This window comes from Streptomyces sp. NPDC051684, from assembly GCF_044453445.1.
Classification (GTDB): Bacteria; Actinomycetota; Actinomycetes; order Streptomycetales; family Streptomycetaceae; genus Streptomyces.
The window spans coordinates 244,769-270,958 of sequence record NZ_JBITCS010000001.1 but is presented as its reverse complement, the minus strand read 5'-3'; the positions used below and the strand labels follow the sequence as shown (position 1 = coordinate 270,958).

Below are 26,190 nucleotides of genomic sequence, written 5' to 3'. Positions count from 1 at the left end.
CACTGACAATCGCCCCGACAACTGCTCTGACCTGCGCAGATGTTGACGCCGGGGTCGATTGTCAGTGGCGTGGTGCACCGTGGAACACATCACGCGGCGAGAGCGGTCGAGGGCTCGTCGTGACGGTTCGAGTTGGGCGAGTTGGAGGGGGACAGCCATGACCATTTCCGTCGAGAGCCGGACCGGGAATCAGACCGAGAGCCAGGGCGGGAGTCAGGGCGGGGGGCAGGCCGCGGACGAGGCGCTGCGGCCGCACGCCGAGGAGGCGTTCGCGGAGGAACTCGCGGCGCTCGCCGCCCAGGACGACCGGCCGCGGCCGGCCCGCTGGCGCCTGTCGCCGTGGGCCGTCGCGACGTATCTGCTCGGTGGCACGCTGCCCGACGGCACGGTGATCTCGCCGAAGTACGTGGGTCCGCGCCGCATCGTCGAGGTCGCCGTGACGACGCTGGCGACCGACCGGGCGCTGCTCCTGCTCGGCGTCCCCGGCACCGCCAAGACCTGGGTGTCCGAGCATCTCGCGGCCGCCGTGAGCGGGGACTCGACGCTGCTCGTGCAGGGCACGGCGGGGACGCCGGAGGAGGCCATCCGCTACGGCTGGAACTACGCGCAGCTGCTCGCCAACGGCCCGAGCAGGGAAGCCCTCGTGCCGAGCCCGGTCATGCGGGCGATGGCGGAGGGGATGACCGCGCGCGTCGAGGAGCTGACGCGCATCCCGGCCGATGTGCAGGACACGCTGATCACGATCCTGTCCGAGAAGACCCTGCCGATACCGGAGTTGGGGCAGGAGGTGCAGGCCGTGCGCGGCTTCAACCTCATCGCCACGGCCAATGACCGGGACCGCGGGGTGAACGATCTGTCGAGCGCGCTGCGGCGCCGGTTCAACACCGTCGTGCTGCCGCTGCCCGCGAGCGTGGAGGACGAGGTCGACATCGTCTCGCGCCGGGTCGAACAGGTGGGTCGCGCGCTGGAGCTGCCCAGCGCGCCCGACGGGATGGACGAGATCCGCCGCGTCGTCACGGTCTTCCGCGAGCTGCGCGACGGCGTGACGGCCGACGGGCGGACGAAGGTCAAGTCGCCGAGCGGCACGCTGTCGACCGCCGAGGCGATCTCCGTCGTCACCAACGGCCTCGCTTTGTCGGCCCACTTCGGGGACGGCGTGCTGCGCCCCTCGGACGTGGCCGCCGGAATCCTCGGGGCCGTGGTGCGTGATCCGGCGGCGGACCGCGTCGTCTGGCAGGAGTACCTGGAGGCCGTGGTGCGCGAGCGCGACGGCTGGAAGGACTTCTACCGGGCCTGCCGAGAGGTGAGCGCATGACGACACCGACCACGGGCCCCGCGCTGCTGGGCGTGCGGCACCACGGGCCCGGCTCCGCGCGCGCCGTGCGCACCGCGCTCGACGCCGCGCGGCCGCGGATCGTACTGATCGAAGGGCCGCCGGAGGCCGACGGCCTCGTGCCGCTCGCCGCCGACGCCGGCATGCGACCGCCGGTCGCGCTGCTCGGGCACGTCGTGGACGAGCCGGGGAGGTCGGCGTTCTGGCCGTTCGCCGAGTTCTCGCCCGAGTGGGTCGCGATCCGCTGGGCGTCGGCGCACGACGTGCCGGTGCGTTTCATCGACCTGCCGGCCGCGCACAGCCTCGCGATGCGGGCCGAGGAGGAGGACGCGGCGGAGGAGATCGCGCCGGAGAAGGGGGAGTCGGAGGAGAGGGAGTCGGAGGAAGGGAAGCCGGAGGAAGCAGGCGCGCAGAAGGAAGGCGCGCAGAAGGGGGCCGTTCGCGTCGATCCCATCGGCGTCCTCGCCGAGACCGCCGGATACGACGACGCCGAGCGCTGGTGGGAGGACGTCGTCGAGCACCGGGACGGCGACGCCTTCGCCGCGCTGGGTGAGGCGATGGGCGCGCTGCGGGAGACGTGCGGGGACGGGGGACACGGGCGCGACCTCCTGCGCGAGGCGTACATGCGACTCCAAGTGCGGGTGGCGCAGCGCGAGTTCGGGGACGACGTGGCCGTCGTGTGCGGGGCGTGGCACGTACCCGCGCTGCGCAAGAAGACGACCGTCGCGGCCGACCGGGCCCTGCTCAAGGGCCTGCCGAGGGCGAAGGTCGACATGACGTGGGTGCCGTGGACGCATCGGCGGCTCGCTCGCGCCAGCGGATACGGGGCGGGGATCGACTCGCCCGGCTGGTACGGACATCTGTTCAGCGCACCGGACCGGCCCGTGGAGCGCTGGCTGACCAAGGTCGCCGGGCTGCTGCGCGCGGAGGACCGCATCGTGTCCTCCGCCCATGTCATCGAGGCCGTGCGGCTCGCGGAGACCCTCGCCGTGATGCGCGGGCGGCCGCTCGCGGGGCTCACCGAGACCACCGACGCGGTGCGGGCGGTGCTGTGCGAGGGCTCGGACGTACCGCTGTCGCTCATCCACGACAAGCTGGTGGTCGGGGACGTGCTGGGGGAGGTGCCCGAGGCGGCGCCCGCGGTGCCGCTGCAGCGCGACCTCACGCGGCAGCAGCGTTCCCTGCGGCTCAAACCGGCCGCGGCGGAGAAGGAGTTGGACCTCGACCTGCGGGGCGACACCGACGCCGCGCGCAGCCGCCTGCTGCACCGGCTGCGGCTCCTGGGCGTCGCCTGGGGGGAGCCGGCCAGATCGGCGCGCGGCTCCACCGGGACCTTCCGCGAGTCGTGGCGGCTGCGCTGGGAGCCGGAGCTGTCCGTGCGGGTCGCGGAGGCCGGGGTGTGGGGGACGACCGTGCTCGCCGCCGCAACCGCCAAGGCGGAGTCGGACGCGGTCGCCGCGAGCGCGCTCGCCGACGTCACGGCGCTCGCCGAGGTCTGCCTGCTCGCGGGCCTCTCGGACGCGCTGCCGACGGTGATGCGGATCCTCGCCGACCGCGCCGCTCTCGACGCGGACGTCGGACACCTCGCGGGCGCCCTTCCCGCCCTGGTCCGCGCCCTGCGCTACGGCGATGTGCGCGGCACCGACACCGGCGCCCTCGCGGAGGTCGCGGCGGGCCTCGCCGAGCGGGTCTTCGTCGGCCTCCCGCCCGCGTGCGCGGGGCTCGACGCGGAGGCGGCGGGGGAGATGCGCGGCCATGTCGACGCGGTGCACTCGGCCGTCGCGCTCCTGGAGGACGCCGGGGTGCGCGAGCGCTGGCGGACCGTGCTGCGCACCCTCGCCGAGCGGGACAGTGTGGCCGGAGTGATCCGCGGGCGGTGCGCGCGCGTGCTGCTCGACGAGGGCGTGCTCGACGAGGACGACGCGGCCCGGCTGATGAGCCTCGCCCTCTCGCCCGGCACGGCGCCGGCCGAGGCGGCGGCGTGGATCGAGGGCTTCGTCGGCGGCGGCTCGGGCGGCGGACTGCTCCTGGTGCACGACGAACGGCTCCTGGGGTTGGTCGACGCGTGGCTGACGGGGGTGTCGGGCGACGCGTTCACGGACGTACTGCCGCTGCTGCGGCGCACGTTCTCGGCGTACGAGCCCGGCGTGCGGCGGACCTTGGGCGAACTGGTCGGACGCGGCCCCTCCGGCGGCGGGCAGTCCCCGGCCACGGGTGGCCCGCGCGGCTTCGCCGAGGACCTGGACACGGAGCGCGCGGACGCGGTGCTGCCGGTGCTGCGTCTCCTGCTCGGCGCGGGCGCGGGTGCGGTCGCAGGTACCGGTGGCGGAAACGACGAGGGCGACAACAGCCTTGAGGGGGCGGTGGCATGACCACCATCGACACCAGCACCAGCACCAGCACCAGCACCAGTACCAGCACTAGTACCAGCACCAGCACCAGCACCAGTCGCGGGACCGACACCGAGGCCGGGGTCGGCACGGACGAGCGGTTGCGGCGCTGGAGGCTCGTGCTCGGCGGAGACTCCGCGGACGGCACAGGTTGCCAACTGGCGGGGCAGGACGCCGCGATGGACGGAGCCCTCGCCGCGCTCTACGGCTCGGGCAAGGGCGGGAACCAGCAGCCCGGCGGCAGCCGCAGCGCCGGGCTCGGGGCGTCCGCCCCCGCCGTGGCCCGCTGGCTGGGCGACATCCGGACCTACTTCCCGTCCTCCGTCGTCCAGGTCATGCAGCGGGACGCAATCGACCGGCTCGGGCTCTCCACGATGCTGCTCGAACCGGAGATGCTGGAGGCCGTCGACGCGGACGTGCACCTCGTCGGCACGCTGCTCTCGCTCAACAAGGCGATGCCCGAGACGACGAAGGAGACGGCGCGCGCCGTCGTGCGCAAGGTCGTCGAGGACCTGGAGAAGAAGCTCGCCACGCGCACCCGCGCCACCCTCACCGGCGCCCTCGACCGCAGTGCCCGCGTCCAGCGGCCGCGCCACCACGACATCGACTGGAACCGCACGATCGCGGCCAACCTCAAGCACTACCTGCCCGAGTACCGCACGATCGTGCCCGAGCGGCTGATCGGTTACGGGCGGGCGGCGCAGTCCGTGAAGAAGGAGGTCGTCCTCTGTATCGACCAGTCGGGCTCGATGGCGGCGTCCGTCGTCTACGCCTCGGTCTTCGGGGCGGTGCTCGCCTCCATGCGCTCGATAGCGACGCGGCTCGTCGTCTTCGACACGGCCGTCGTGGACCTGACGGACCAGCTGGACGACCCGGTCGACGTCCTGTTCGGTACCCAGCTCGGCGGCGGCACCGACATCAACCGGGCGCTCGCGTACTGCCAGTCGCAGATCACCCGCCCCGCCGAGACCGTGGTCGTCCTCATCTCCGACCTCTACGAAGGGGGCATCCGCAACGAGATGCTGAAGCGGGTCGCCGCGATGAAGGCGTCCGGCGTCCAGTTCGTGACGCTGCTCGCGCTCTCGGACGAGGGCGCGCCCGCCTACGACAGGGAGCACGCCGCGGCGCTCGCGGGTCTGGGCGCGCCGGCCTTCGCCTGCACCCCGGATCTGTTCCCCGACGTCATGGCGGCGGCCATCGAGAAACGCCCCTTGCCGATACCGGACGCCGCATCGGAAAAGGGTGCACCCGCCGCGAACCGGATATGAGTACCCATCGGTAACAGGGGGAACAGGGGGCTTGCGCCGCCTCCCTCGCCCCGTGCGAGGATTCGGCCACCGTGACTTCCCCGATGGCACTTCCCGCCCCCGTCGCGCGCCTGGCGCGTGCGACGGCAGGGCGGCGTGCGCTGCAACTGGCGCTGCTGTTCGGCGGATTGTTCGTCCTCGGGATCCTGTGCGGCGGCCGGGCGCAGGCGGACGGCCTGTCGGACGCGGGCGCGTCCGGTGCCGATTCGCTCCGGGCGGGGCACGCGGCCGTGCGGGAGCATGTGGCCGACTCCGTGCGAAAGTTGCGCGGGACGGGCTCCCGCGAGGCACCGGCTACCGCCGAGTCGACCAGCGAGCCGACCACGGAGCGGCCCGCCCAACCGGCCGCCGAGCCCGAGCACATGCATGCGAAGGCCCCCGCGACGCCCGCGCCCGCAGCGGTGCCCGCGCCCCCGCGGGACCGCATCGCGACGCCGGAGCGACAGGCCGCGCCTGCCGCCACTCCGTCGCCTGCCGACGCCCCGTCGTCCACCGATGCGTCGTCGTCCGCCGATGCCCCGTCGCCCGCCGCCGACCTCGCGTCGATTTGGGCCGTCGAGCAGGCGCCGACCCCCGTCGACGTACGGCACGCAGCGCACGCCGTGCGGCACAAGGCCTCGGTGTCCGCCGAGTCCCTGTCCGCCGAATCCCTGCGGGAGCGCCTTGAGTCCGTCCGGGGCGAGTCCCTCGGCGACGGGCGGGCGCGCCTGGGGGCCGCGGTCGACGCCGTGCGGTATCTGACCGCCCCGGTCGGTGCCGCGGTGCACCGGCTGACCGGTCCGGTCGAGGAGTTGGCGACGCGCGCCGTCGCCGATCTCGTCGCCGTGGTGCCGGGGCAGCTGCCGGACGTCGGCCTCGGCGGGCTCGTCGACGACATCGTGGACCCGGCCAACCACCAGCCGCAACCGCCCGCCGCCACCACGCCGCACGAGGCGAACGCCTCGGCGGAGCGGGAGCACGGCGAGCGGCCCACCGCGGCGCAGGCCACGGACCGTTCGCACGCCGCGGCGAGCGACCCGCAGGCGTACGACGTCGCGCGGTTCGGCGACGGACAGAAGGCGGAAGCCGGTGCGCGGGCCGAGGCGCGGCCCGCGGCGCCCGTCGTACCGCAGCGTCCCGACGGAGTGCCGTCGGCGGGCGCGAGCGCGGGCGACGGCGGCTCCTCGCGCCACGGCGATCTGCACGCGGCGGCCTTCGGCGACCGTGCGCCCGTTCTGCTCGCGTCCGGCGCCACGGCGTCCGGCGGCACCGCGCCGGTGGTCGACCGGCTTCGCGAAGTTCCTGAATTCCCCGGCTAGGCAGCCAGTTCCCCGCTCGTGACCTGCCGCGCGGGGGCGGAACAGGTCTGCCCAGCCGTGAAGTGAATTCAGGAACTCGAAGGAACTGACGTACCCATGAACAAGAACATCCGCCGCTCCATCGTCATAGCCGCCGGCGTCTCCGGTGCCTGGGCCCTCGGCTCCGCCGTGGCCAGCGCCGACGAGCTGCCCGCGCACTCGGTGTCCGTGCCGGACGTCGCCGGTGACACCGTGTCGGACGTCCAGAACGTCACCTCCGACGTGCAGGGCACGGCCTCGAAGGTGACCGACAAGGTCGCCCACAACCAGGTCACCGACCAGGTCACCGACAACAAGATCACCGACAAGGTCGACCACACCAAGGTCGCCAACAGGGCCAAGGCCACCGCCCAGCACGCCAAGGCCCAGGTCCAGTCGAAGGCCCACCAGGCCCAGGCGCCCCAGGTCCAGGCCCCGGACGTCCAGGTCCCGAAGGTCTCCGACGTCGCCGGTGTGAAGGACCAGGCCGCGGGCCACGTCGCCGACGTCCAGGGCCGCGCCCAGGAGGGCGTCGACTACCTGTTCGGCCCGCTCGACGCCTTCGCCCCGCAGCTCCAGCAGGAGCTGACGCAGGCCGCGGCCCAGGCCCCCGCCTACGTGCAGGACAACGCGCAGGGCACCGCCCAGGGCGCCGTCGACAACGTCCGCACGAACACCGCCCCGGCCGTCGGCGAGACCGCCGACGCCGTGCTCCCGCCCGTGGCGAACACCGCCGTGCAGGGCGTGCTCCCGGTCGTCGGCCAGGCCGTCGGTGACGTCACGACCCTCGCGGGCGGCGCGGTCGGCGACGTGACGCCGTTCGCGCAGACCGTCGTCGGCGACAACGTCGCGCCGTTCGCCGCCGGTGTCACCGGCCAGGTCCAGCCGCTGGCGCAGGGCGTCGCGGGCGACAACGTGGCCCCGTTCGCGCAGAGCGTGGTCGGCAACGACGTCACCCCGTTCGCGGGCGGCGTCGTGGACGCGGTCCAGCCGCTCGTGCAGACGGTGGTCGACCACGTGCAGCCGGTCGTCGGCGGCGTCGGCACCAGCGCCCACGGCCTGGCGCAGGGCGTCACCGGTGACGTCCAGCCGCTCGCGCAGGGCCTGGTCGGCGACAACGTGGCCCCCTTCGCCCAGACCGTGGTCGGCGACAACGCCGCCCCGCTGGCCGGTGGCGTGACCCATGAGGTCGCCCCGTTCGCGCAGGACCTGACCGGCACGGTGCGCGCCGACGCCCAGCCGCTCGCGGGCAACGCCGTCACCGGTGTGCAGGGTGTCGCCGGTTCCGTCGCGCCCAGCTACCTGCCCGGCGTCTGACCGACGCGACCGTGCCCGGACGGCCGAAAGCCATCGGTCGGATCGGGTCGCTTTCCGGGCATGACAGCGGGTGGTCCGCTTGGGGACGTGACCACCCGCTGACCTGCGGCCTCACCGGGCGTACCCCCGCCCGGTGAGGCCGTTTCCATTCCCGGTCCTGATCGGCAGCACCGCAGATAGCACCACAAACGGGACGCTCTGTGATGGGTATCACCGCTCAGGTGTGATCTGCGATTTAGAAGCCGTCGCTGAGCGGCGATAGCCTGCGAGACGGACATGCCGCGTACTCGGTCACCGTGTACGCCTCCCTAGTGACAGCAAGTGGTGTCGGCGACGGCACCCGTCACGTGTGACAGCGGAGTCACGTTGCCCCTCGCGGCACGCCCACGCAGATAACGAACCGCGAGATCACTGATAGGGACGGACGCGCGTGGACCTGTTCGAGTACCAGGCGAGGGACCTCTTCGCCAAGCACGGTGTACCGGTGCTGGCCGGTGAAGTCATCGACACGCCTGAGGCGGCCCGCGAGGCGACCGAGCGTCTTGGCGGCAAGTCCGTCGTCAAGGCGCAGGTGAAGGTCGGCGGCCGCGGCAAGGCCGGCGGCGTGAAGCTGGCTGCCACCCCCGACGAGGCCGTGCAGCACGCGACCAACATCCTCGGCATGGACATCAAGGGCCACACGGTCCACAAGGTGATGATGGCCGAGACGGCTCCGGAGATCGTGGAGGAGTACTACGTCTCCTTCCTCCTGGACCGCACCAACCGCACCTTCCTCTCCATCGCCTCCGTCGAGGGCGGCGTGGAGATCGAGGAGGTGGCGGCCACCCGCCCGGAGGCCGTCGCCAAGACGCCGATCGACGCCAATGAGGGCGTGACCCCCGAGGTCGCCCGCAAGATCGTCACGGACGCCAAGTTCCCGGCCGAGGTCGCCGACCAGGTCGCCGAGATCCTCCAGACGCTGTGGAAGACCTTCATCGAGGAGGACGCCCTCCTCGTCGAGGTCAACCCGCTCGCGAAGGTCGCCTCCGGCAAGGTCATCGCCCTCGACGGCAAGGTGTCCCTCGACGAGAACGCCGGCTTCCGGCACCCCGACCACGAGGCCCTTCAGGACAAGGACGCGGCCGACCCGCTCGAGGCCGCTGCCAAGGAGAAGGACCTCAACTACGTCAAGCTCGACGGCGAGGTCGGCATCATTGGCAACGGCGCCGGTCTGGTCATGTCGACGCTGGACGTCGTCGCGTACGCCGGTGAGAACCACGGCGGCGTGAAGCCGGCCAACTTCCTCGACATCGGTGGCGGCGCGTCCGCCCAGGTGATGGCGAACGGCCTGGAGATCATCCTCGGCGACTCGGACGTCAAGTCCGTCTTCGTCAACGTCTTCGGCGGCATCACCGCCTGCGACGAGGTCGCCAACGGCATCGTCCAGGCGCTTGCCCTCCTCGAGGAGAAGGGCGAGAAGGTCGAGAAGCCGCTCGTCGTCCGCCTCGACGGCAACAACGCCGAGCTGGGTCGCAAGATCCTCTCCGACGCCAACCACCCGCTGGTGCAGCGCGTGGACACCATGGACGGCGCGGCCGACAAGGCCGCCGAGCTCGCGGCCGCGAAGTAAGGGACGAGGGACAGAACAGCCATGGCTATCTTCCTCAACAAGGACAGCAAGGTCATCGTCCAGGGCATGACCGGTGCCACGGGCATGAAGCACACCAAGCTCATGCTCGCCGACGGCACGAACATCGTCGGCGGTGTGAACCCGCGCAAGGCCGGTACGTCCGTCGACATCGACGGCAACGACATCCCGGTCTTCGGCTCCGTCGCCGAGGCGATGGAGAAGACGGGCGCCAACGTGTCCGTGCTCTTCGTCCCGCCGGCCTTCTCCAAGGCCGCCGTGGTCGAGGCCATCGACGCCGAGATCCCGCTCGCGGTCGTCATCACCGAGGGCATCGCCGTCCACGACTCCGCCGCGTTCTACGCGTACGCGAAGTCGAAGGGCGACAAGACCCGCATCATCGGCCCGAACTGCCCCGGTCTCATCACGCCGGGCCAGTCGAACGCCGGCATCATCCCGGGCGACATCACGAAGCCGGGCCGCATCGGCCTGGTCTCGAAGTCCGGCACGCTGACGTACCAGATGATGTACGAGCTCCGTGACATCGGCTTCTCGTCCGCCGTCGGCATCGGTGGCGACCCGGTCATCGGCACGACGCACATCGACGCGCTCGCCGCGTTCGAGGCCGACCCCGAGACCGACCTCATCGTCATGATCGGCGAGATCGGCGGCGACGCCGAGGAGCGCGCGGCCGACTACATCAAGGCCAACGTGACGAAGCCGGTCGTCGGCTACGTCGCGGGCTTCACGGCGCCCGAGGGCAAGACCATGGGCCACGCCGGCGCCATCGTCTCCGGCTCCTCCGGCACCGCGCAGGCCAAGAAGGAGGCCCTTGAGGCCGCCGGCGTCAAGGTCGGCAAGACGCCGACCGAGACGGCGAAGCTGGCGCGCGAGATCCTCTCGTAAGCACCTGCTCTCCGCACAGCAGTGGGCCCGCACCGGTGACGGTGCGGGCCCACTGTCATTGCGCTACTCCGCCATCGCGCTGCTACTCCGTGCGGGGCGCGAGCCGCTCAGGGCCTCCGCTCAGCTTCTCCCGCAGCTCCTTGCGCAGCTCCAGGTCGGCGGGCGTCAGCCGTTCGGGACCCGTCAGCGGCGGCACGCCCGCGATCGGGGAGCCCGGCGCGGGGACCGGCTCGTAGTGCGTGGGCGCCACCCGCACGGTCAGCGCCGTCGCGCCGATGATGAAGACCGTGAACGCGACGGCCGCCCGCGTCCAGAACCGGGTGCGCTTCTCGCCGCCGCTGCGCACCACCGTGGAGACCGGCGCGTCGAGCCGCTCCGAGCCCGCCAGCTCCGTGAGCCGCTGGTGCAGCTGCTCGGGGACGGCGAGGTCGGGCAGCCGCTGGGCGACCGCCTCACGGGCGTGCAGGATGCGGTTGGCGGCGGCCGGCGTGCTGGCCTCCGTCTCCGCCGCGGTCTCCGGCAGATCCAGGCCCACCCCGTCGTACAGCATCAGCGTGCGCCGGTAGACGGGCGGCAGGTCGAGGAGCGCGCCGAGCAGCTCGCGGTCCTCCGGGGTGGCGGGCGGCGCCTCCGGCTGGCGCTTGCCGGGGCGCAGGCCGTGCCAGGGCGACATCGCGTACTCGTACGCCGCCGCCCGCACCCAGCCCGCCGGGTCCGGGTCGACCGCCACCTCGGGCCAGTTCTGCCAGGCCTGCTGGAAGGCGCGCTCGACGGCCTCGCGGGCGAGGATCCTGCGCCCGGTGAGCAGATAGGTCTGCCGGACGAGGAACGGCGCGGCGTGCGTGTAGAGCGCGTCGAAGGCCTCGGCGGCGGTACGGGCGGGCAGGCCCGCCGCGACGGGTTCCGGCGCGGCGGCGGGCTCCGGCTCCGCCACGGCGACGGCGGTGGCCCCGGCGGTCGGCGGCGCGGGTTCCTGTATCGCGGCGGTGGCCGCCGGGAGCGGACCGGCCGTCGACGGTGCGGCCGCCGCGGTCGACGGCTGCTCCGGCGCGGCGATCAGCTCCGCGAGGAGCTGTGCGTACGCTTCCCGCTTCTGACCCTTTGGAGTGGTGCGGCCCGCCTCCCAGCGGCGGATGGTCTCGCGGGTCACGCCGACCCGCTCGGCGATCTCGTCACGGGAGAGCGAACCGGCCTCGCGGAGCCTGCGGCGCTCCTTGGGCGGCGGCAGTGGGGTGGCAGCGCCCTGCGTCATCGTGAACTCCACACACCCTTTCGTGCGAAAAAGAACATAAACGTATCTTGTGCGACACATCCGGGCTTCGCCTGTTGCGCGAGGTAAGGGCGTGTCGTTGGGAGCATGGTCCGGTGACCCAAATGACCGGCCGTGGACTGTCGTTGCCCCTGCTCGTGACCCGGCTGCGGGAACGCGCCCCGGGACCCGTCGGGAGCGCGCTGCGCGGGGCCCTCGCGGCGGGGCTCGGCCTCGGGGCGTGCGCCGTGCTCGTGATGGTGCTGTGGATCAGCTCCCCCTTCCCCGACAGCGGGTCCAGTGGCGCCCTGCACACCGCCGCCGCGCTGTGGCTCCTGGCGCACGGCGCCGAGGTGATCAGAACGGACACCCTCTCCGGGGTGCCCGTCCCGCTGGGCGTCAGCCCCCTGCTGCTGCTCGCGATGCCGGTGTGGCTGGTGCACCGGGCGGCGCGCGACGCGGCGGAGGAGTCCGAGTCCGTGGCGGGCGCCTGGGCCGGAGTGGCGGTCGGCTATCTGTCGGTGGCGGCCGCGGCGGTCTCCTACTGCGCGGGTGGCGAGCTGCGCCCCTCATGGGTGAGCTGTGCGGCGCATCTGGTCGTGCTCGCGGCGGCCGCGGCGGGATTCGGGGTGTGGACGGCGCACGGCCGGCCGTATGGACCGTTGCCGGGCCCGCTGTCGGGTCTTGTCCCCGAGGGGCTCGTACGGGAGGTGGCGCCGGTCGCCGTGCGGGCGGCGGTGGCCGGGGTGCTCGCGCTGGTCGCGGGCGGGGCGCTGCTGGTCGCCGGGATGCTCGTGTGGCACGGGGAGGCGGTGCGGGAGTCGTTCCTGCAGCTCACGGGGGCCTGGTCGGGGCGGCTCGCGGTGCTGCTGCTCTGCGCGGGCCTCGTGCCGAACGCCGCGATCTGGGGGTCCGCGTACGCGCTCGGGCCCGGGGTCGTGCTCGGGGTCGGGCACACCGTGGGGCCGCTGGGGAGCTCGGGGGCGGCGATGCTGCCGGCGTTTCCGCTGCTCGTGGCGGTGCCGAAGGCGGGGGACGGGGCGCCGCTCAGCTGCGCGGTGGCGGCGGTTCCCGTGCTGGCGGGAGCGGTCGTGGCGGGGTTCGTGCTGTCGGGCGGGGCGGACTGGGGATGGCGGCGGATCGCGGGCACGGTGGTCGTGGCCGGCGCGCTGTGCGGCGCGGCGATGGGATGCCTGGCGGGAGCCGCCGGCGGGGCGCTCGGCCGTTCGGTGCTCGCGGAGTTCGGCCCGGTGGGCTGGTTGACCGGAGCGGTGGCCGCGGGCTGGGTCTGCGCGGTGGGAGTCCCGGTGGCCTCGGCGGTGTGGTGGTGGCGCGGGCGTCGCGACCGGCCGGCCGAGCCGGAATCGGAGCCGGAGGTCGGCCTGGAAGCGGTCGCCTCGCCGGAGTCGCCGCTGGAGCCCTACGACTTCTTCGACGAGGCCTTCCGCCCAAAGCCGTGACCGTCGTCCCCCACCCAGCCAATCGCCGGAGGGGCTTGATTCCTCAAGCCCCTCCGGCGATTGAGGAGCGGGGTCCGGGGCGGAGCCCCGGGGGCGCAACCCCCGCTCAGCGCTCGCCGAGCAACGGCCGCAGTTCCTTCGGCAACAGGTCCTCGCACGACTTCTGCGCCGCATTGGTCAACGCATCCGCCCGGCACTCGTAATAGTCGGAGTACACGAGCTTCGCCGTGAACAGCGACGCCACCATCGCGAGCGCGAGCGCCCCCGTGACCAGGCCACTGATTGCCGCCGTCGTCTGCGGGCGCGCGGCCTCCGAGCCCGCGGTGCCCGCGGGGCGGGCCGTCGCGGGCGCCAGGGCGTCCGGGGCCGCCGGGCGGGACTTCATGCGCAGCGCGCTGACGCCCCAGTACAGGGCGAGCACGCCGAGCAGCAGCGCCACGTACGGCCAGCTGAACAGGGCGAAGAAGAAGCCCCACATGCCGGAGAGCAGTGCGAAGCGCGCGCGGCGCTGCGCCGGGTCCGTCGGGTCCCAGCGCATGCCGCCGGGGCCGGGGCTCTGCCCGCCGTTCTGCCCCTCCGGTCCGCCGTTCCCGCCGTTGTTGCCCGGACGGTCGCCGAAGCGGCCGCCCTGCGCGCGGCCCGGCTGACGGTCGCTCCACTGGCCGCCCCAGGGGGAGCTGCCGCCCTGTCCGGAGTCGGAACCGGAACCCGAGTCGGAGTCGGAGCCCTCCGGACGGCGCGGCTGCCACGGCCTGTCGGGCGCGTCCTCGGCCGGCGGCGCGAACGGATTGCTGTCCCGGGGCTCGTCCGACTCCTTGGACGGCGGCGACGGCGGCGTGGGGCGGCCTTCGCGCGGCAGGACGGCGCCGGTGGGCAGCGTGAGGCGAAGGCTTCGGTCCGGCATCAGCTGTGCGTCTTCCCCTAGGTCGTCGGTCACGGCGCCGCTGGCGCGGCTCGGAGTGGCGTTCTTCACGTCAACGTCCGATGGCCGCCCAGCGTTCCGTCGGCCGCTCGGCGTTCCGTGCCGCCGACGCTACCTGTAGGCCCGGCCCCCGTCCCGTGGGGGCCGTCCGCGGTGCCGGTATCGTTGCAGCCGGTCGGCCGCTTCGTAGGGTTCCCCGTATCGGGGAAGGCGAAGCGTTCATGCGAACGCACAAAGATGCTGCCGCAGGGGCCGACCGCGCACCGTAGCTCCCCTAGAAAGGGCCCCGTCGTGGCCAAGGCCAAGCGCCTCGTCGTGCTGGTCTCCGGATCAGGAACGAATCTGCAGGCACTCCTCGACGAGATCGCCGCGCAGGGAACCGACGCGTACGGCGCCGAGATCGTGGCCGTCGGCGCCGACCGTGCGGGCATCGCGGGCTTGGAGCGCGCCGAGCGCGCGGGCCTGCCCACGTTCGTGTGCCGCGTGAAGGACCACGCCACCCGCGAGGAGTGGGACCGCGCGCTGGCCGAGGCCACCGCCGCGTACGAGCCGGACCTGGTGGTCTCGGCGGGGTTCATGAAGATCGTGGGCAAGGAGTTCCTGGCCCGCTTCGGCGGGCGGTTCGTGAACACGCACCCCGCCCTGCTGCCCAGTTTCCCCGGTGCGCACGGCGTGCGGGACGCGCTCGCGTACGGCGCCAGGGTCACCGGCTGCACCGTCCACTTCGTCGACGACGGCGTCGACACCGGACCGATCATCGCCCAGGGCGTCGTCGAGATCCGGGACGAGGACGACGAAAGCGCTCTGCACGAGCGCATCAAGGAAGTCGAGCGCACGCTGCTCGTCGATGTCGTGGGGCGGCTCGCCCGTCACGGCTTCAGCATTGAGGGACGAAAGGTAGTTATCCCGTGAGCGCCGAGAACAAGCGGCCCATTCGCCGTGCATTGGTGAGCGTCTACGACAAGACCGGTCTGGAAGAGCTCGCGCGCGGGCTGCACGAGGCGGGCGTCGAGCTGGTCTCCACCGGCTCCACCGCCGGGAGGATCGCCGGAGCGGGCGTTCCGGTCACCAAGGTCGAGGAGCTCACCGGCTTCCCCGAGTGCCTCGACGGCCGCGTGAAGACGCTGCACCCGAAGGTGCACGCCGGCATCCTCGCCGACCTGCGCCTGGAGGACCACCAGAAGCAGCTCGCCGACCTCGGTGTGAAGCCCTTCGACCTGGTGGTCGTGAACCTGTACCCGTTCAAGGAGACCGTCGCCTCCGGCGCGAGCCCGGACGAGTGCGTCGAGCAGATCGACATCGGCGGCCCCTCCATGGTCCGCGCCGCCGCCAAGAACCACCCGTCGGTCGCCGTGGTCGTGAACCCGGCCGCGTACGGCCAGGTGCTGAGCGCCGTCGCGGACGGCGGCTTCGACCTGACCGCCCGCAAGCGCCTGGCCGCCGAGGCGTTCCAGCACACCGCCTCGTACGACGTGGCGGTCGCCTCCTGGTTCGCCGACGACCATGCGGCGGCCGACGACTCCGGATTCCCGGACTTCATCGGCGCCACGTACGAGCGCAAGAACGTCCTGCGCTACGGCGAGAACCCGCACCAGGGCGCGGCTCTCTACGTCGACGGCACGCGCGGTCTCGCCGAGGCCGAGCAGCTGCACGGCAAGGAGATGTCGTACAACAACTTCACCGACACGGACGCCGCGCGCCGTGCCGCGTACGACCACGCCGACCCCTGCGTCGCGATCATCAAGCACGCGAACCCCTGCGGCATCGCCGTCGCCGGGAACGTCGCCGAGGCGCACCGCAAGGCCCACGCCTGCGACCCGCTGTCCGCGTTCGGCGGCGTCATCGCCGTGAACCGGCCGGTCACCAAGGAGATGGCGGAGCAGGTCGCCGAGATCTTCACCGAGGTCATCGTCGCGCCCGACTACGAGGACGGCGCCCTCGAAGCCCTCACCAAGAAGAAGAACATCCGCGTGCTGCGCGCCCCGAACGGCCCGGCCGCCAAGGTCGAGACGAAGCAGATCGACGGCGGCGCGCTGCTCCAGGTCACCGACCGCCTCCAGGCGGACGGCGACAACCCGGCCTCCTGGACCCTCGCGACCGGCGACGCCCTCTCCCAGGGCGAGCTGGACGAGCTGGCGTTCGCCTGGAAGGCCTGCCGCGCGGTGAAGTCCAACGCGATCCTGCTCGCCAAGGACGGCGCCTCGGTCGGCGTCGGCATGGGTCAGGTCAACCGCGTCGACTCCGCGAAGCTCGCCGTCGAGCGGGCCGGCGAGGAGCGGGCGCGCGGCTCGTACGCCGCCTCCGACGCGTTCTTCCCGTTCCCGGACGGCCTGGAGATCCTGACGGCCGCGGGCGTCAAGGCCGTGGTCCAGCCGGGCGGTTCGGTCCGTGACGAGCTGGTCGTCGAGGCCGCGAAGAAGGCGGGCGTGACGATGTACTTCACGGGCACGCGCCACTTCTTCCACTGATCCACGGCATCGCACGACGAAGGGCCCGCCGGTCGAGACCGGCGGGCCCTTTCGTTGCGGACTGCGTCAGGAGTTCGTGACGACGGCGGTCTTCGCAGCCTTGTCGTGCCAGCCCTGAAGGCGGCCCGACTTGTCCCAGAACGGGGAGAGGAAGACGAGGAGCTGGCCGACGAAGCAGACGATCACACCGGCGATCGGGATCAGGATGCGCACGAGCGCACCGCCGAAGCCCGGCTTGCCGCCGGTCTCGGAGTTGACGACGCGGATGCCGACGGCCATCTTGCCGAGCGTGGCGCCGACGGTGGCGATCATCAGCCATTCGTAGAGGAACATGATCAGGTACACGACGCCGAGGATCGCGAAGCTGGCGGCCAGCACGCCCGACGAGGCGTCGTCCACGCAGGACTGGTAGTCCGACGCGTACGGGTCGCAGTCGCTGATCGAGGACGCGGAGCCCACGACGCCGACGAAGGACAGGATGGCGTTGATGATCCCGATCAGGACGCCGTCGATGAGGCGGGCGCCGAAGCGGCGGCCCATCGAGGCGGGGGCGCCGGGCCCCGACTGCGGGAAGTAACCGCCCGGGCCACCCTGCTGCGGGTACGCGCCGTACTGCTGCCCCGGCTGCTGCTGGGGGTACCCGTAGGGCTGGCCGGGCGGCTGCTGCTGCGGGTAGCCGTAGCCCTGCGGCGGCACGCCCTGCGGCGCCTGCTGGGGGTACGGCCCCGGCTGGGGCGGCTGCTGCCCGTACGGGTTGTTCTGCGGCTGCTGCGGCTGCTGGCCGTATGGGTTGTTCGGATCGCCGAAACTCATGGCGGGGGTTCCTCCGTTGATGACGCGGGGACGACGCGGACAGCGAAGAGGAACGGGCCAGGTACCTGGCCGCGCGAGTAACTGACTCCCCCGAGCTGCCCCCTGCCGCCGCCTCCCAGACACTCCCCGCGGCAATGCACCGGTCATGTTCCCGCGCGCGCGGGAAGGCTGTCCAGCCGACGGATGTACTTGTTGTGCAAGTGCAATGTGGGACGCCCGGAAGAGTGCGGTGTCAAGCAAAGGTACGAGACGGGGGCAGGGGCGAACTTGGGCCATGACACACCGCCCTGCGAGAATGGCCGCATGACCGCCCAGATTCTCGATGGCAAGGCCACCGCAGCCGCGATCAAGTCCGATCTGACCGCCCGCGTGGCGGCGCTGAAGGAGAAGGGGGTCACGCCGGGGCTCGGCACGATCCTCGTGGGGGAGGACCCCGGAAGCCAGAAGTACGTCGCGGGCAAGCACCGTGACTGCGCGCAGGTCGGCATCGCGTCGATCCAGCGCGAGCTGCCCGCGACGGCCACGCAGGAGGAGATCGAGGCCGTCGTCCGCGAGCTCAACGAGGACCCGGCGTGCACCGGCTACATCGTCCAGCTCCCGCTGCCCAAGGGCATCGACGAGAACCGCGTCCTGGAGCTGATGGACCCGGACAAGGACGCCGACGGCCTGCACCCCATGAACCTCGGCCGTCTCGTCCTCAACGAGCCGGCGCCGCTGCCCTGCACCCCGTACGGCATCATCACGCTGCTGCGTAAGCACGGTGTGGAGATCAAGGGCGCGGAGGTCGTCGTCGTCGGCCGTGGCGTCACCATCGGCCGTCCGATGCCGCTGCTGCTCACCCGCAAGTCCGAGAACGCCACCGTGACCCAGTGCCACACCGGCACCCGTGACCTGGCCGCGCACCTCAAGCGGGCCGACATCATCGTCGCCGCCGCGGGCGTGCCGCACCTGGTCAAGCCGGAGGACGTGAAGCCCGGCGCGGCCGTGCTCGACGTCGGCGTCTCGCGCGACGAGAACGGCAAGATCGTCGGCGATGTGCACCCCGGCGTCGCCGAGGTCGCGGGCTGGATCTCGCCGAACCCGGGCGGAGTCGGCCCGATGACCCGCGCCCAGCTCCTCGTGAACGTGGTCGAGGCCGCCGAACGGGACGCGAACGGTGTCGGCTGAGGCGGCCGGGAGCGCGGCGATGGGCGCAGCTGAAGGCGCCGCGCCCGAAGACGCCCAGGATGCGAAGAAGCCCGGCAGCCGGCGCTTCCCGCGGATCACGCGCGACACCGCGCGCCCGGAGGGCGGCGGCCGGGCCGCCGGCGGGGACGCGCCCGCGCCCGCCCGGCAGTGGCCGCTCATCGCCGTTCTCTCGGTGACCGCGCTCGGGCTGCTGCTCACGGCCTTCGGTCTGTTCCGCGTCGGCACGATCCTGGTCGGCGTCGCGCTGCTCGGCGGGGCCGTGCTGCGCTGGCTGCTGCCGGACGTCGGGATGCTGGCCGTGCGCTCGCGCTTCACCGACATGATCACGTGCGCGGGCCTCGGCCTCGTCATCGTGCTGCTGGCGATGATGGCGCAGCCCGACCCGTGGCTGAAGATTCCGTTCCTTCAGGACACCCTGCACTTCACGGTGCGGTGAGCCACTGACGACCCCAAGTGACGGGCGGGGCCTCCCCATTGGAGGCCCCGCCTCCTTTTGTGGTGATCTCCGGCACGTTCTCTGCGTTTTCCGCACGCAGGGCCCGCCGCACGCTGTCGAATGACCCCATACGCCCCCGGACCGGGAACTGACATCCTGGTTTCCCGCATCCCAATGGGTAGCCAGTGGGGGCCGAAGCGCGACGCGCGGCGCGGGGGAACAGGGCTCGCGGGGGGAATAGGGGGAAGGGCGATATGCCTCGTTGGAAGGCGCTTCCGGATGAACTCGACCCACAGGTCAGGGAGTTCGCCGGACAGCTGCGCCGGCTTGTGGACCGCAGCGGCCTGGGGATCGCCGCGCTCGCGGACCGGACCGGGTACAGCAAGACGTCCTGGGAGCGGTATCTGAACGGGCGGCTGCTCGCACCCAAGGGCGCCATCGTCGCGCTCGCCGAGGTGACCGGCACCAATCCCGTTCATCTGACGACGATGTGGGAGCTCGCGGAGCGTGCCTGGAGCCGTTCCGAGATGCGCCACGACATGACCATGGAGGCCATCCGGATATCCCAGGCGCGGGCCGCGCTGGGCGAGTTCGGGGGGCCGGGGCAGGCGACGCAGACCAAACCCGCCAAGCCCGCGAAGCAGGCCGGGCCCGCCAGGCAGGCCGGTCCCGCCGGGCCGGGCCGCGCGAAGGGCCCGACCGTGCCGCAGCAGGCGGCGGCGCCGAGCGTGGACCAGTTCGGCCCGGCGCCCGTGCTGACCCCGCAGGGACCCCCGCGGGGCGCGGTGCCGGGAGGCGGGGGCGGCCGCCGCAGGCTGCTGATGTTCGGGGCCGGGGCGCTTGGCGCCGCCCTGATCATCGCCGTCGGCTTCTTCACGCTCAGCGGGAAGGGCGGCGAGCCCGAGGCCAAGAAGTCGCCCTCGCCGAGCGCGAGCGCGCCCCAGCTGCCCGCGGGCGTCAAGTGCGTGGGCGCGGGCTGCGGCGGCAAGGACCCGGAGGCCATGAACTGCGGCGGCGACCTCGCCCTGAACTCGACGGAGGCCGTGGTCGGCTCCGTCACCGTCCAGGTCCGCTACAGCAAGACGTGCAAGGCGGCGTGGGGCCGGATCCAGGGCGCGGCGCCCGGGGACGTCGTCCAGCTGGCGAAGGGCGCCAAGAGCTCGAAGAAGGGCACGGTCAGCGCCGCGGACACGGACGCGTACACGCCGATGATGGCCGTGGACGCGGCCTCCGACGTCAAGGCGTGCGTGACGCTCGCGAGCGGGCAGAAGGGCTGCACCAAGTAGCTCCGCACGGACGGGGCATGGCTGCGCCACTTCGGGGAAGGCGCAGCACTACCCCCACGGGAGCGCGCAGTAGCACCCCCACGGCGGCCGCCAGAGCCTCACTCTCCCGGGCTCGGCGGCCGTTCGCGCGTTCGGACCGTGGACACGGGTGGGAGGCCTGTGGGGCGAGCCACATGTACCTGTGGTTCCCCTTCGGGCGGGGCGCGATAGCCTGACGAACGGATCTCTTGATACCAAGAGATCGATCAAATTGACCTGCTGTCCTTACGGAGAACGCCATGACCCGCACTCCCGTGAACGTCACCGTCACCGGCGCCGCCGGCCAGATCGGCTACGCACTGCTCTTCCGCATCGCCTCCGGCCAGCTGCTCGGCGCGGACGTGCCGGTCAAACTGCGTCTCCTGGAGATCACCCCGGCGCTCAAGGCCGCCGAGGGCACCGCCATGGAGCTGGACGACTGCGCCTTCCCGCTGCTTCAGGGCATCGACATCACCGATGACCCGAACGTCGCCTTCGACGGCACCAACGTCGGCCTCCTCGTCGGCGCCCGCCCGCGCACCAAGGGCATGGAGCGCGGTGACCTCCTCGAGGCCAACGGCGGCATCTTCAAGCCGCAGGGCAAGGCCATCAACGACCACGCCGCGGACGACGTCAAGATCCTGGTCGTCGGCAACCCGGCGAACACCAATGCGCTGATCGCCCAGGCCGCCGCCCCGGACGTACCGGCCGAGCGCTTCACCGCGATGACCCGCCTCGACCACAACCGCGCGCTGACCCAGCTCGCGAAGAAGTCGGGCGCCACCGTCGCCGACATCCAGCGCCTGACGATCTGGGGCAACCACTCGGCGACCCAGTACCCGGACATCTTCCAGGCCACGGTCGCCGGCAAGCCCGCCATCGAGGCCATCGGCAACGACGAGAAGTGGCTGGCCGAGGACTTCATCCCGACCGTCGCCAAGCGCGGCGCCGCGATCATCGAGGCCCGTGGCGCGTCCTCCGCCGCGTCCGCCGCCAACGCCGCCATCGACCACGTCCACACGTGGGTCAACGGCACGGCCGACGGCGACTGGACCTCCATGGGCATCCCGTCGGACGGCTCGTACGGCGTGCCGGAGGGCATCATCTCCTCCTTCCCCGTCACCACGAAGGACGGCAAGTACGAGATCGTCCAGGGCCTGGAGATCAACGAGTTCTCGCGCACGCGCATCGACGCGTCCGTGCAGGAGCTCGTGGACGAGCGCGAGGCCGTGCGCGGCCTGGGCCTCATCTGATCCCTGCGGTCTCGGCGGCTGCCCCTCGGACACCCGGTGTCCGAGGGGCAGCCGCTTTTCCATGACCCTTTCCATGACCTTTTCCGTGGTCCCACCACACGTCATGCGGAGTACTCAGTTCTGGATGTCGGCGTGACGTCCTATGCTTCTCCTTCATCAACTGCCGCACCAGCACGGGCAGTTCGAACAGTCATCATCGATGGCATCGGGGGAGTGGCGTGAGCACCGCCTATGTACCGCAGCAGTCGTCATCCGAGGCCGACGTCGGGGCGGTGGGACCACCTCCGTCGGCGAAACCGCCGCACGCCAGCGAGGCCACGAGGCTGCTCTGCGCCGGCGCCTACCTCGACCAGGGCTACCGGGACCGGGTCATCGAGCAGCTGCACCTGCACGAGCAGCGCATCGCGGCCCCCTCGCTCGGCTTCGACGCGGCCCGCGTCCTCGCCCACGCGTTGCGCGCCCGGCGCATCGAAGTGGCCTGGTCCTGGGCCGTGCTCGGCCTGTGGGCGGTGGGGCTGCCGCTGACCGACTACTGGATTCTCGCGTTCCTGCTGCCGTCCGCGCTGCTCGCGCTCGGCGTCTGGATCCGCGGTCCGGGTGAGCGGCCGCCGGTCTACCGCCGGGTGATCGCCTGGTACGTGCGCTGGTGGGGGCGGCTCCTGCTGGTGATGCTGCTGATCTCCACCGTGGCCATGGTCACCGGCGGAGAGGACGACTACGGCAGCGCCTCCTACGAGATCCGCTCGGCCCTGCGCGACGTCCTGCCCGGCCCGCTGACCTGGATGATCCCCGAGGGCACCGGCTCCGACGGCGCTCTGCACGGCTGGCTCACGCTGGTCCTGCTCGCCCTGATCGCCGCGTGCGTGGGCGCCCAGCGCAGCCAGTTCGCCCGCGCGCTCGGCGCCGAGCTGTCCGAGGCGCGGTTCGGGGACGCGACCGCCGACCCCGCGGAGAACGCCGAGGGGGCCCGCTTCCAGCGCGTGAAGCGGCGGATCAGGGTCGAGCAGCACGCGCCGCTGATCATGTACCACGCGATCCGCCCGTTCTGCGGGGCCGGCGAACCGGTCGACACCTGGACCCTCGCCGTCGAGCTGCGGCCCGACGGGATGAAGAAGCAGCAGCCGCTCAACAACCGGAAGATCCTGGAGCAGATCAGGCCGCTGCTCGAACAGCTGCGGCTGCCCGCCGAGTTCGCGGGCACTGCCGTGCGCGACCGGCTGCGCCGCCTGGAGATCGACGAGTGCGTCTTCCTGCCCGCCGAGGGCCTCAGGCACCGGGAGGACGCCCCCTACCAGCCGGAGGCCTTCGAGGAGCACCGGACGCGGTCCGTCGAGGAGGGCGCGGAGAAGCGCCGGCACTTCCTGCGGATCCGGGTCGGCGGCTGGGAGGAGGAGCTGGTCGTCACCGTCTTCGTCCGCGTCCACACCCAGGGCCGGATGCTGATGCTGGAGATCGCGCCGCACGTCCTCGCCCCGGTGCGCGAGCCGTTCCAGAACGCGGACCGCACCGCCCACCAGTTCCGCCACAACAACCCGCTCGGCAAGGCCGCCTGGGCCTTCGGCCGGGTGGCCGGTTCCCCCGTGCGCTCCCTCGTCACCGTCGGCCGCTGGGTGGGCTACGGCTGGCAGGTCCTCACCGGCGGGCACGGCGGCGCGCTGCCGGACGGCCCCGCGGTGTCGGTGCGTGAGCTCGGTTCGCAGGGCCCCGGCTCGCTGTTCCAGCAGATGGACGTCGAGCGCTACCTCAAGTCGATCCAGGACCGCGTCGCCAACGGAGTGCTCCACGCGCTCGCCGAATCCGGCTACCAGACGGGCGAGTTCGTCCAGAAGATCGTGAACATCAGCAGTGGCGGCGTGAACATCGACCGGGTCGAGGACTCCACCTTCGCCGTCGGTTCGCACGCCCGCGCGACGTCGGGAGCGGCCGACACCGCCACCGCGAACAAGAAGGGAACCGACGACCATGGCAGCGAATGACGAGCCCTCGGTCACCATCGGTGACGTCCACGGCAGCACCTTCGCCATCGGCAGCCACGCCCATGCCGAGAGCCACACGAACAGCGCGCCGCAGCAGGACGAGGCGATGCGGGAGCTGCTCGAGGCGGTGCGTGCGCTCCGCGCCGACCTGCCCCGGCTCCGCGACGACGACGGACGGTTGGGCACCCTCGACGCCGAGCTCGCCGAGACGGAGGGCGAGATCACCCGCACCGGCCGCGCCCCGGCGACCCGCATCGAGCGGCTGCGGGCCCTGCTCGGTGACTCGCAGGCGGTCGTCTCGCTGCTCGCCTCGGCCGGCACGGTGGCCGCGATGCTGGGGAACCTGAGATGAGCGGACGCCACTGGAACGAGGAGACCCAGCGCTGGGAGGAGGCCGGTACGGGGCGCGGGGCCGTGTCGTCGCCGCCCCCGCCGCGGCCGGAGTTCGCCCCGCCGGTGCCCGGGCCGGGCCCTGAGCAGCAGCAAGAACCGCCCCCGCCTCCGCCCGGCCGGGCCCGGCGCTTCGCCCTCGTGGTGGTGGGCGCGGCCGTGCTCGGCGCGGCCGTCGCGACGACGCTGGTGCTGCTCGGCCGCGGGGACGACCCGCGGCCGGACCCGAAGCCGACCCGGACGAGCGCGGCGCCCACCAGCTCCGCTCCGGAGCCCACGCCCACGCCCACGCCCACTCCCTCACCGACCGGCGAGCTCCCCGACGGCTACCGGCAAGTGACGGACGAGGCGGGCTTCGTGCTCGCGGTCCCCGACGGCTGGGACCGCAGCGAGAGCGAGCAGGGGGTGTTCTACACGTCTCCCGACGAGTCGTCCCTCATCCAGGTCTTCACCATCACGGAGCCGGACACCACACCGCTCGCATCGCTGCGGGTCGCGTCCGGGAGCCTTTCGAAGAGCCTGGCGAAGGACGGGTACGAGGAGTCCTCACTGGAGGAGGCCTCGGCACCCGAGGGGGCCTCGGAAGAGGTCACCGACGACGCGGCCGAGCTCGTCTACGCGTACGACAGCGAGAAGCTGGGCGCGCGCAGAAAGGTGGTCGACTTCGCGTTCACCGCGCGGGACGGCACCCAGTACGCGGTGCTGGTCGCGGGCCCGGAGTCCGAGTGGCCGGCGCAGCGGGGACGGCTCGCCACCGCACTGTCGCGGTTCGCGCAGGAGTGAGTGGGACGGGCGACCTGCCTGCTCTCACGCAGTGTCGCCGACCGCACTCGTACTGTGTCGTGACACAGCACACTTTCGTCGCCGTATGGGCATGCTTCCCATACGGCGGGGCAGGGGCCTGCGACGTCACCGTAGAGATGCCAAGAGGGCGTTTGCGGTGGTCGGGGGACATTCCCGGAACGGAAGGCGAAGCAGGTCGTGTCAGTACAGAACACCATTCATGTCGACGGAGAGTGGCGCGGGGCCGCAGCAGGGGCCACGCGCGAGATCCTCGACCCTGCGGATGCCAAGCCGTTCGCCGTGATCGCCGAGGGCGGCGCCGAGGACGCGGACGCCGCGATCGCCGCCGCCCGCAAGGCCTTCGACGAGGGCCCCTGGCCGACGACGCCGGTCGCCGAGCGCGCCGCGCTGCTGCGCCGCGTCGCCGACCTCCTCGTCCGGGACCGCGAGAAGATCGGCCTCCTGGAGAGCCGGGACGCGGGCAAGACCGTCGAGGAGGGTCGCGTCGACGTCGACTGCGTCGCCGACGCCTTCCGCTACTTCGCGGATCTCGTCATCGGCGAGGGCGCGGGCCGCGTCGTGGACGCCGGTTCCGACGACATCCACAGCGTCGTCGTGCACGAGCCCATCGGCGTCTGCTCCATGATCACGCCGTGGAACTACCCGCTCCTCCAGGCGAGTTGGAAGATCGCCCCGGCGCTCGCCGCGGGCAACACCTTCGTCATCAAGCCGAGCGAGATCACGCCGCTGACCACGGTCGTCCTGGTCGAGCTGCTGGTCGAGGCCGGGCTCCCGCAGGGCGTCGCCAACATCGTGACAGGACCCGGCGCCACCGTCGGCGCCCGCTTCGCCGACCACCCCGACGTCGACCTCGTCTCCTTCACCGGTGGCCTGGTCAGCGGCACCAAGGTCGCGCAGGCCGCCGCCGCCGACGTCAAGAAGGTCGCCCTCGAACTCGGCGGCAAGAACCCGAACGTCGTCTTCGCCGACGCCTGCGAGAGCGACGAGGACTTCGACACCGCCGTGGACCAGGCGCTCAACGCCGCCTTCATCCACAGCGGCCAGGTCTGCTCCGCCGGCTCCCGCCTCATCATCGAGGAGTCCGTGCGCGAGCGCTTCGTCGCCGAACTCACCCGCCGCGCCGAGAAGATCCGTCTCGGCCGCGGCACCGAGGAAGGCGTCGAGTGCGGCCCGCTGGTCAGCGAGCCGCAGCGCGACAAGACCGAGGGCTACGTCGCCTCCGCGCTCGCCGAGGGCGCCGTGCTGCGCTGCGGCGGCAAGCGCCCCGAGCCGTCCCAGGTCCGCCCCGCCGAGGGCTACTTCTACGAGCCGACCGTCCTCGACCAGTGCCACCGCGAGATGCGCGTCGTCCGCGAGGAGACCTTCGGTCCGATCCTCACCGTCGAGACGTTCCGCACCGAGGACGAGGCCGTCGAGCTCGCCAACGACACCGAGTACGGCCTCGCCGGCGGCGTGTGGACCACCGACGCGGGCCGCGCCCGCCGCATGGCCCGCCGCCTGCGCCACGGCACCGTCTGGATCAACGACTTCCACCCCTACCTCCCGCAGGCCGAGTGGGGCGGCTTCGGGAAGAGCGGCGTCGGCCGCGAGCTGGGCCCCGCCGGGCTCGCCGAGTACCGCGAGAGCAAGCACGTGTACCAGAACCTGGCGCCCAAGCCGGTCCGCTGGTTCGCCGGCTGACACACCGCTTCCCCGAGTGGCAGCCCCGTCCCCACACACATCTCATTACGCGAAGCACCTTGCTACGCCCAG

Annotated in this window: 21 protein-coding genes; 18 read left to right on the top strand and 3 right to left on the bottom strand. The window is 72.4% G+C overall.

What is annotated here, in order from left to right:
* Positions 1-157 precede the first annotated feature (157 nt).
* The 7 genes from ACIA8D_RS01290 to sucD all read left to right on the top strand — a co-directional run bounded on the left by ACIA8D_RS01290 (position 158) and on the right by sucD (position 10,175).
* Positions 158-1,315, top strand: coding sequence for an AAA family ATPase (locus ACIA8D_RS01290; protein WP_399227852.1), 1,158 nt, complete (start codon positions 158-160; stop codon positions 1,313-1,315).
* Positions 1,312-3,705 carry a DUF5682 family protein gene (locus ACIA8D_RS01285; protein ID WP_399227851.1) on the top strand — a complete coding sequence of 798 codons (2,394 nt, stop codon included), beginning with the start codon at positions 1,312-1,314 and terminating at the stop codon, positions 3,703-3,705. The genes ACIA8D_RS01290 and ACIA8D_RS01285 overlap by 4 nt, the downstream gene beginning before the upstream one ends.
* On the top strand, positions 3,702-4,991 hold the full coding sequence (locus ACIA8D_RS01280; RefSeq protein WP_399227850.1) for a vWA domain-containing protein: 1,290 nt from the start codon (positions 3,702-3,704) through the stop codon (positions 4,989-4,991). Before ACIA8D_RS01285 ends, ACIA8D_RS01280 begins: the two co-directional genes overlap by 4 nt.
* A gap of 83 nt (positions 4,992-5,074) precedes the next feature.
* Complete coding sequence (locus ACIA8D_RS01275) at positions 5,075-6,328, top strand: hypothetical protein (protein WP_399227849.1); 1,254 nt, start codon at positions 5,075-5,077, stop codon at positions 6,326-6,328.
* Positions 6,329-6,424: 96 nt separating this feature from the next.
* Complete coding sequence (locus ACIA8D_RS01270) at positions 6,425-7,663, top strand: hypothetical protein (RefSeq protein WP_399227848.1); 1,239 nt, start codon at positions 6,425-6,427, stop codon at positions 7,661-7,663.
* 430 nt (positions 7,664-8,093) lie between these two features.
* Entirely contained in the window at positions 8,094-9,272 is a 1,179-nt protein-coding gene (gene sucC / locus ACIA8D_RS01265) for an ADP-forming succinate--CoA ligase subunit beta (protein WP_399227847.1), read from the top strand.
* Positions 9,273-9,293: 21 nt separating this feature from the next.
* Positions 9,294-10,175: a succinate--CoA ligase subunit alpha gene (gene sucD, locus ACIA8D_RS01260; RefSeq protein ID WP_385756027.1), complete on the top strand. Its 882-nt coding sequence runs from the start codon at positions 9,294-9,296 to the stop codon at positions 10,173-10,175.
* A gap of 82 nt (positions 10,176-10,257) precedes the next feature.
* Here sucD and ACIA8D_RS01255 read toward each other — a convergent pair whose 3' ends face one another.
* Complete coding sequence (locus ACIA8D_RS01255; protein WP_399227846.1) at positions 10,258-11,427, bottom strand: helix-turn-helix domain-containing protein; 1,170 nt, start codon at positions 11,425-11,427, stop codon at positions 10,258-10,260.
* A gap of 122 nt (positions 11,428-11,549) precedes the next feature.
* Here ACIA8D_RS01255 and ACIA8D_RS01250 point away from each other — a divergent pair, with 122 nt between their 5' ends.
* Positions 11,550-12,884, top strand: a complete 1,335-nt coding sequence (locus tag ACIA8D_RS01250; protein WP_399227845.1) for a DUF6350 family protein — start codon at positions 11,550-11,552, stop codon at positions 12,882-12,884.
* A gap of 106 nt (positions 12,885-12,990) precedes the next feature.
* On the opposite strand, the gene ACIA8D_RS01245 is transcribed toward ACIA8D_RS01250, so the two are convergent.
* Entirely contained in the window at positions 12,991-13,788 is a 798-nt protein-coding gene (locus tag ACIA8D_RS01245; RefSeq protein WP_399227844.1) for a hypothetical protein, read from the bottom strand.
* A gap of 255 nt (positions 13,789-14,043) precedes the next feature.
* Between ACIA8D_RS01245 and purN the strand changes: the two genes are divergently transcribed.
* Positions 14,044-14,718, top strand: a complete 675-nt coding sequence (gene purN, locus ACIA8D_RS01240) for a phosphoribosylglycinamide formyltransferase (RefSeq protein ID WP_399227843.1) — start codon at positions 14,044-14,046, stop codon at positions 14,716-14,718.
* Positions 14,715-16,274, top strand: coding sequence for a bifunctional phosphoribosylaminoimidazolecarboxamide formyltransferase/IMP cyclohydrolase (gene purH, locus ACIA8D_RS01235; RefSeq protein ID WP_399227842.1), 1,560 nt, complete (start codon positions 14,715-14,717; stop codon positions 16,272-16,274). Before purN ends, purH begins: the two co-directional genes overlap by 4 nt.
* 66 nt (positions 16,275-16,340) lie before the next feature.
* On the opposite strand, the gene ACIA8D_RS01230 is transcribed toward purH, so the two are convergent.
* Positions 16,341-17,087, bottom strand: coding sequence for an RDD family protein (locus tag ACIA8D_RS01230; protein ID WP_399227841.1), 747 nt, complete (start codon positions 17,085-17,087; stop codon positions 16,341-16,343).
* A gap of 303 nt (positions 17,088-17,390) precedes the next feature.
* Here ACIA8D_RS01230 and ACIA8D_RS01225 point away from each other — a divergent pair, with 303 nt between their 5' ends.
* From ACIA8D_RS01225 to ACIA8D_RS01190, 8 genes are all read left to right on the top strand, one after another.
* Entirely contained in the window at positions 17,391-18,254 is an 864-nt protein-coding gene (locus ACIA8D_RS01225) for a bifunctional methylenetetrahydrofolate dehydrogenase/methenyltetrahydrofolate cyclohydrolase (RefSeq protein WP_399227840.1), read from the top strand.
* Positions 18,255-18,273: 19 nt separating this feature from the next.
* Positions 18,274-18,711 carry a DUF3017 domain-containing protein gene (locus tag ACIA8D_RS01220; protein ID WP_399227839.1) on the top strand — a complete coding sequence of 146 codons (438 nt, stop codon included), beginning with the start codon at positions 18,274-18,276 and terminating at the stop codon, positions 18,709-18,711.
* A gap of 254 nt (positions 18,712-18,965) precedes the next feature.
* Positions 18,966-19,997 (top strand): DUF2690 domain-containing protein, encoded by a 1,032-nt coding sequence (locus ACIA8D_RS01215; RefSeq protein ID WP_399227838.1) that lies wholly within the window; start codon positions 18,966-18,968, stop codon positions 19,995-19,997.
* Between the two features lie 278 nt (positions 19,998-20,275).
* Complete coding sequence (locus ACIA8D_RS01210) at positions 20,276-21,268, top strand: malate dehydrogenase (RefSeq protein ID WP_399227837.1); 993 nt, start codon at positions 20,276-20,278, stop codon at positions 21,266-21,268.
* A gap of 218 nt (positions 21,269-21,486) precedes the next feature.
* On the top strand, positions 21,487-23,244 hold the full coding sequence (locus ACIA8D_RS01205; RefSeq protein WP_399227836.1) for a hypothetical protein: 1,758 nt from the start codon (positions 21,487-21,489) through the stop codon (positions 23,242-23,244).
* Positions 23,231-23,596: a hypothetical protein gene (locus ACIA8D_RS01200; RefSeq protein ID WP_399227835.1), complete on the top strand. Its 366-nt coding sequence runs from the start codon at positions 23,231-23,233 to the stop codon at positions 23,594-23,596. The genes ACIA8D_RS01205 and ACIA8D_RS01200 overlap by 14 nt, the downstream gene beginning before the upstream one ends.
* Complete coding sequence (locus ACIA8D_RS01195; RefSeq protein ID WP_399227834.1) at positions 23,593-24,417, top strand: hypothetical protein; 825 nt, start codon at positions 23,593-23,595, stop codon at positions 24,415-24,417. The genes ACIA8D_RS01200 and ACIA8D_RS01195 overlap by 4 nt, the downstream gene beginning before the upstream one ends.
* 198 nt (positions 24,418-24,615) lie before the next feature.
* The gene (locus tag ACIA8D_RS01190; RefSeq protein ID WP_399227833.1) at positions 24,616-26,118 is read left to right on the top strand and encodes an aldehyde dehydrogenase family protein; all 1,503 of its coding nucleotides are present in this window, start codon (positions 24,616-24,618) and stop codon (positions 26,116-26,118) included.
* The last annotated feature ends 72 nt before the right edge of the window (positions 26,119-26,190 follow it).

Coding starts and splice junctions, on each gene's coding strand:
- ACIA8D_RS01275 (WP_399227849.1), top strand. CDS start 5,075: ATGGCACTTCCCGCCCCCGTCGCGCGCCTGGCGCGTGCGACGGCAGGG.
- ACIA8D_RS01210 (WP_399227837.1), top strand. CDS start 20,276: ATGACCCGCACTCCCGTGAACGTCACCGTCACCGGCGCCGCCGGCCAG.
- ACIA8D_RS01250 (WP_399227845.1), top strand. CDS start 11,550: ATGACCGGCCGTGGACTGTCGTTGCCCCTGCTCGTGACCCGGCTGCGG.
- ACIA8D_RS01200 (WP_399227835.1), top strand. CDS start 23,231: ATGGCAGCGAATGACGAGCCCTCGGTCACCATCGGTGACGTCCACGGC.
- ACIA8D_RS01255 (WP_399227846.1), bottom strand. CDS start 11,427: ATGACGCAGGGCGCTGCCACCCCACTGCCGCCGCCCAAGGAGCGCCGC.
- ACIA8D_RS01195 (WP_399227834.1), top strand. CDS start 23,593: ATGAGCGGACGCCACTGGAACGAGGAGACCCAGCGCTGGGAGGAGGCC.
- ACIA8D_RS01215 (WP_399227838.1), top strand. CDS start 18,966: ATGCCTCGTTGGAAGGCGCTTCCGGATGAACTCGACCCACAGGTCAGG.
- ACIA8D_RS01290 (WP_399227852.1), top strand. CDS start 158: ATGACCATTTCCGTCGAGAGCCGGACCGGGAATCAGACCGAGAGCCAG.
- ACIA8D_RS01285 (WP_399227851.1), top strand. CDS start 1,312: ATGACGACACCGACCACGGGCCCCGCGCTGCTGGGCGTGCGGCACCAC.
- ACIA8D_RS01245 (WP_399227844.1), bottom strand. CDS start 13,788: ATGCCGGACCGAAGCCTTCGCCTCACGCTGCCCACCGGCGCCGTCCTG.
- ACIA8D_RS01270 (WP_399227848.1), top strand. CDS start 6,425: ATGAACAAGAACATCCGCCGCTCCATCGTCATAGCCGCCGGCGTCTCC.
- ACIA8D_RS01225 (WP_399227840.1), top strand. CDS start 17,391: ATGACCGCCCAGATTCTCGATGGCAAGGCCACCGCAGCCGCGATCAAG.
- ACIA8D_RS01220 (WP_399227839.1), top strand. CDS start 18,274: ATGGGCGCAGCTGAAGGCGCCGCGCCCGAAGACGCCCAGGATGCGAAG.
- purN (WP_399227843.1), top strand. CDS start 14,044: ATGCTGCCGCAGGGGCCGACCGCGCACCGTAGCTCCCCTAGAAAGGGC.
- ACIA8D_RS01230 (WP_399227841.1), bottom strand. CDS start 17,087: ATGAGTTTCGGCGATCCGAACAACCCATACGGCCAGCAGCCGCAGCAG.
- ACIA8D_RS01280 (WP_399227850.1), top strand. CDS start 3,702: ATGACCACCATCGACACCAGCACCAGCACCAGCACCAGCACCAGTACC.
- sucD (WP_385756027.1), top strand. CDS start 9,294: ATGGCTATCTTCCTCAACAAGGACAGCAAGGTCATCGTCCAGGGCATG.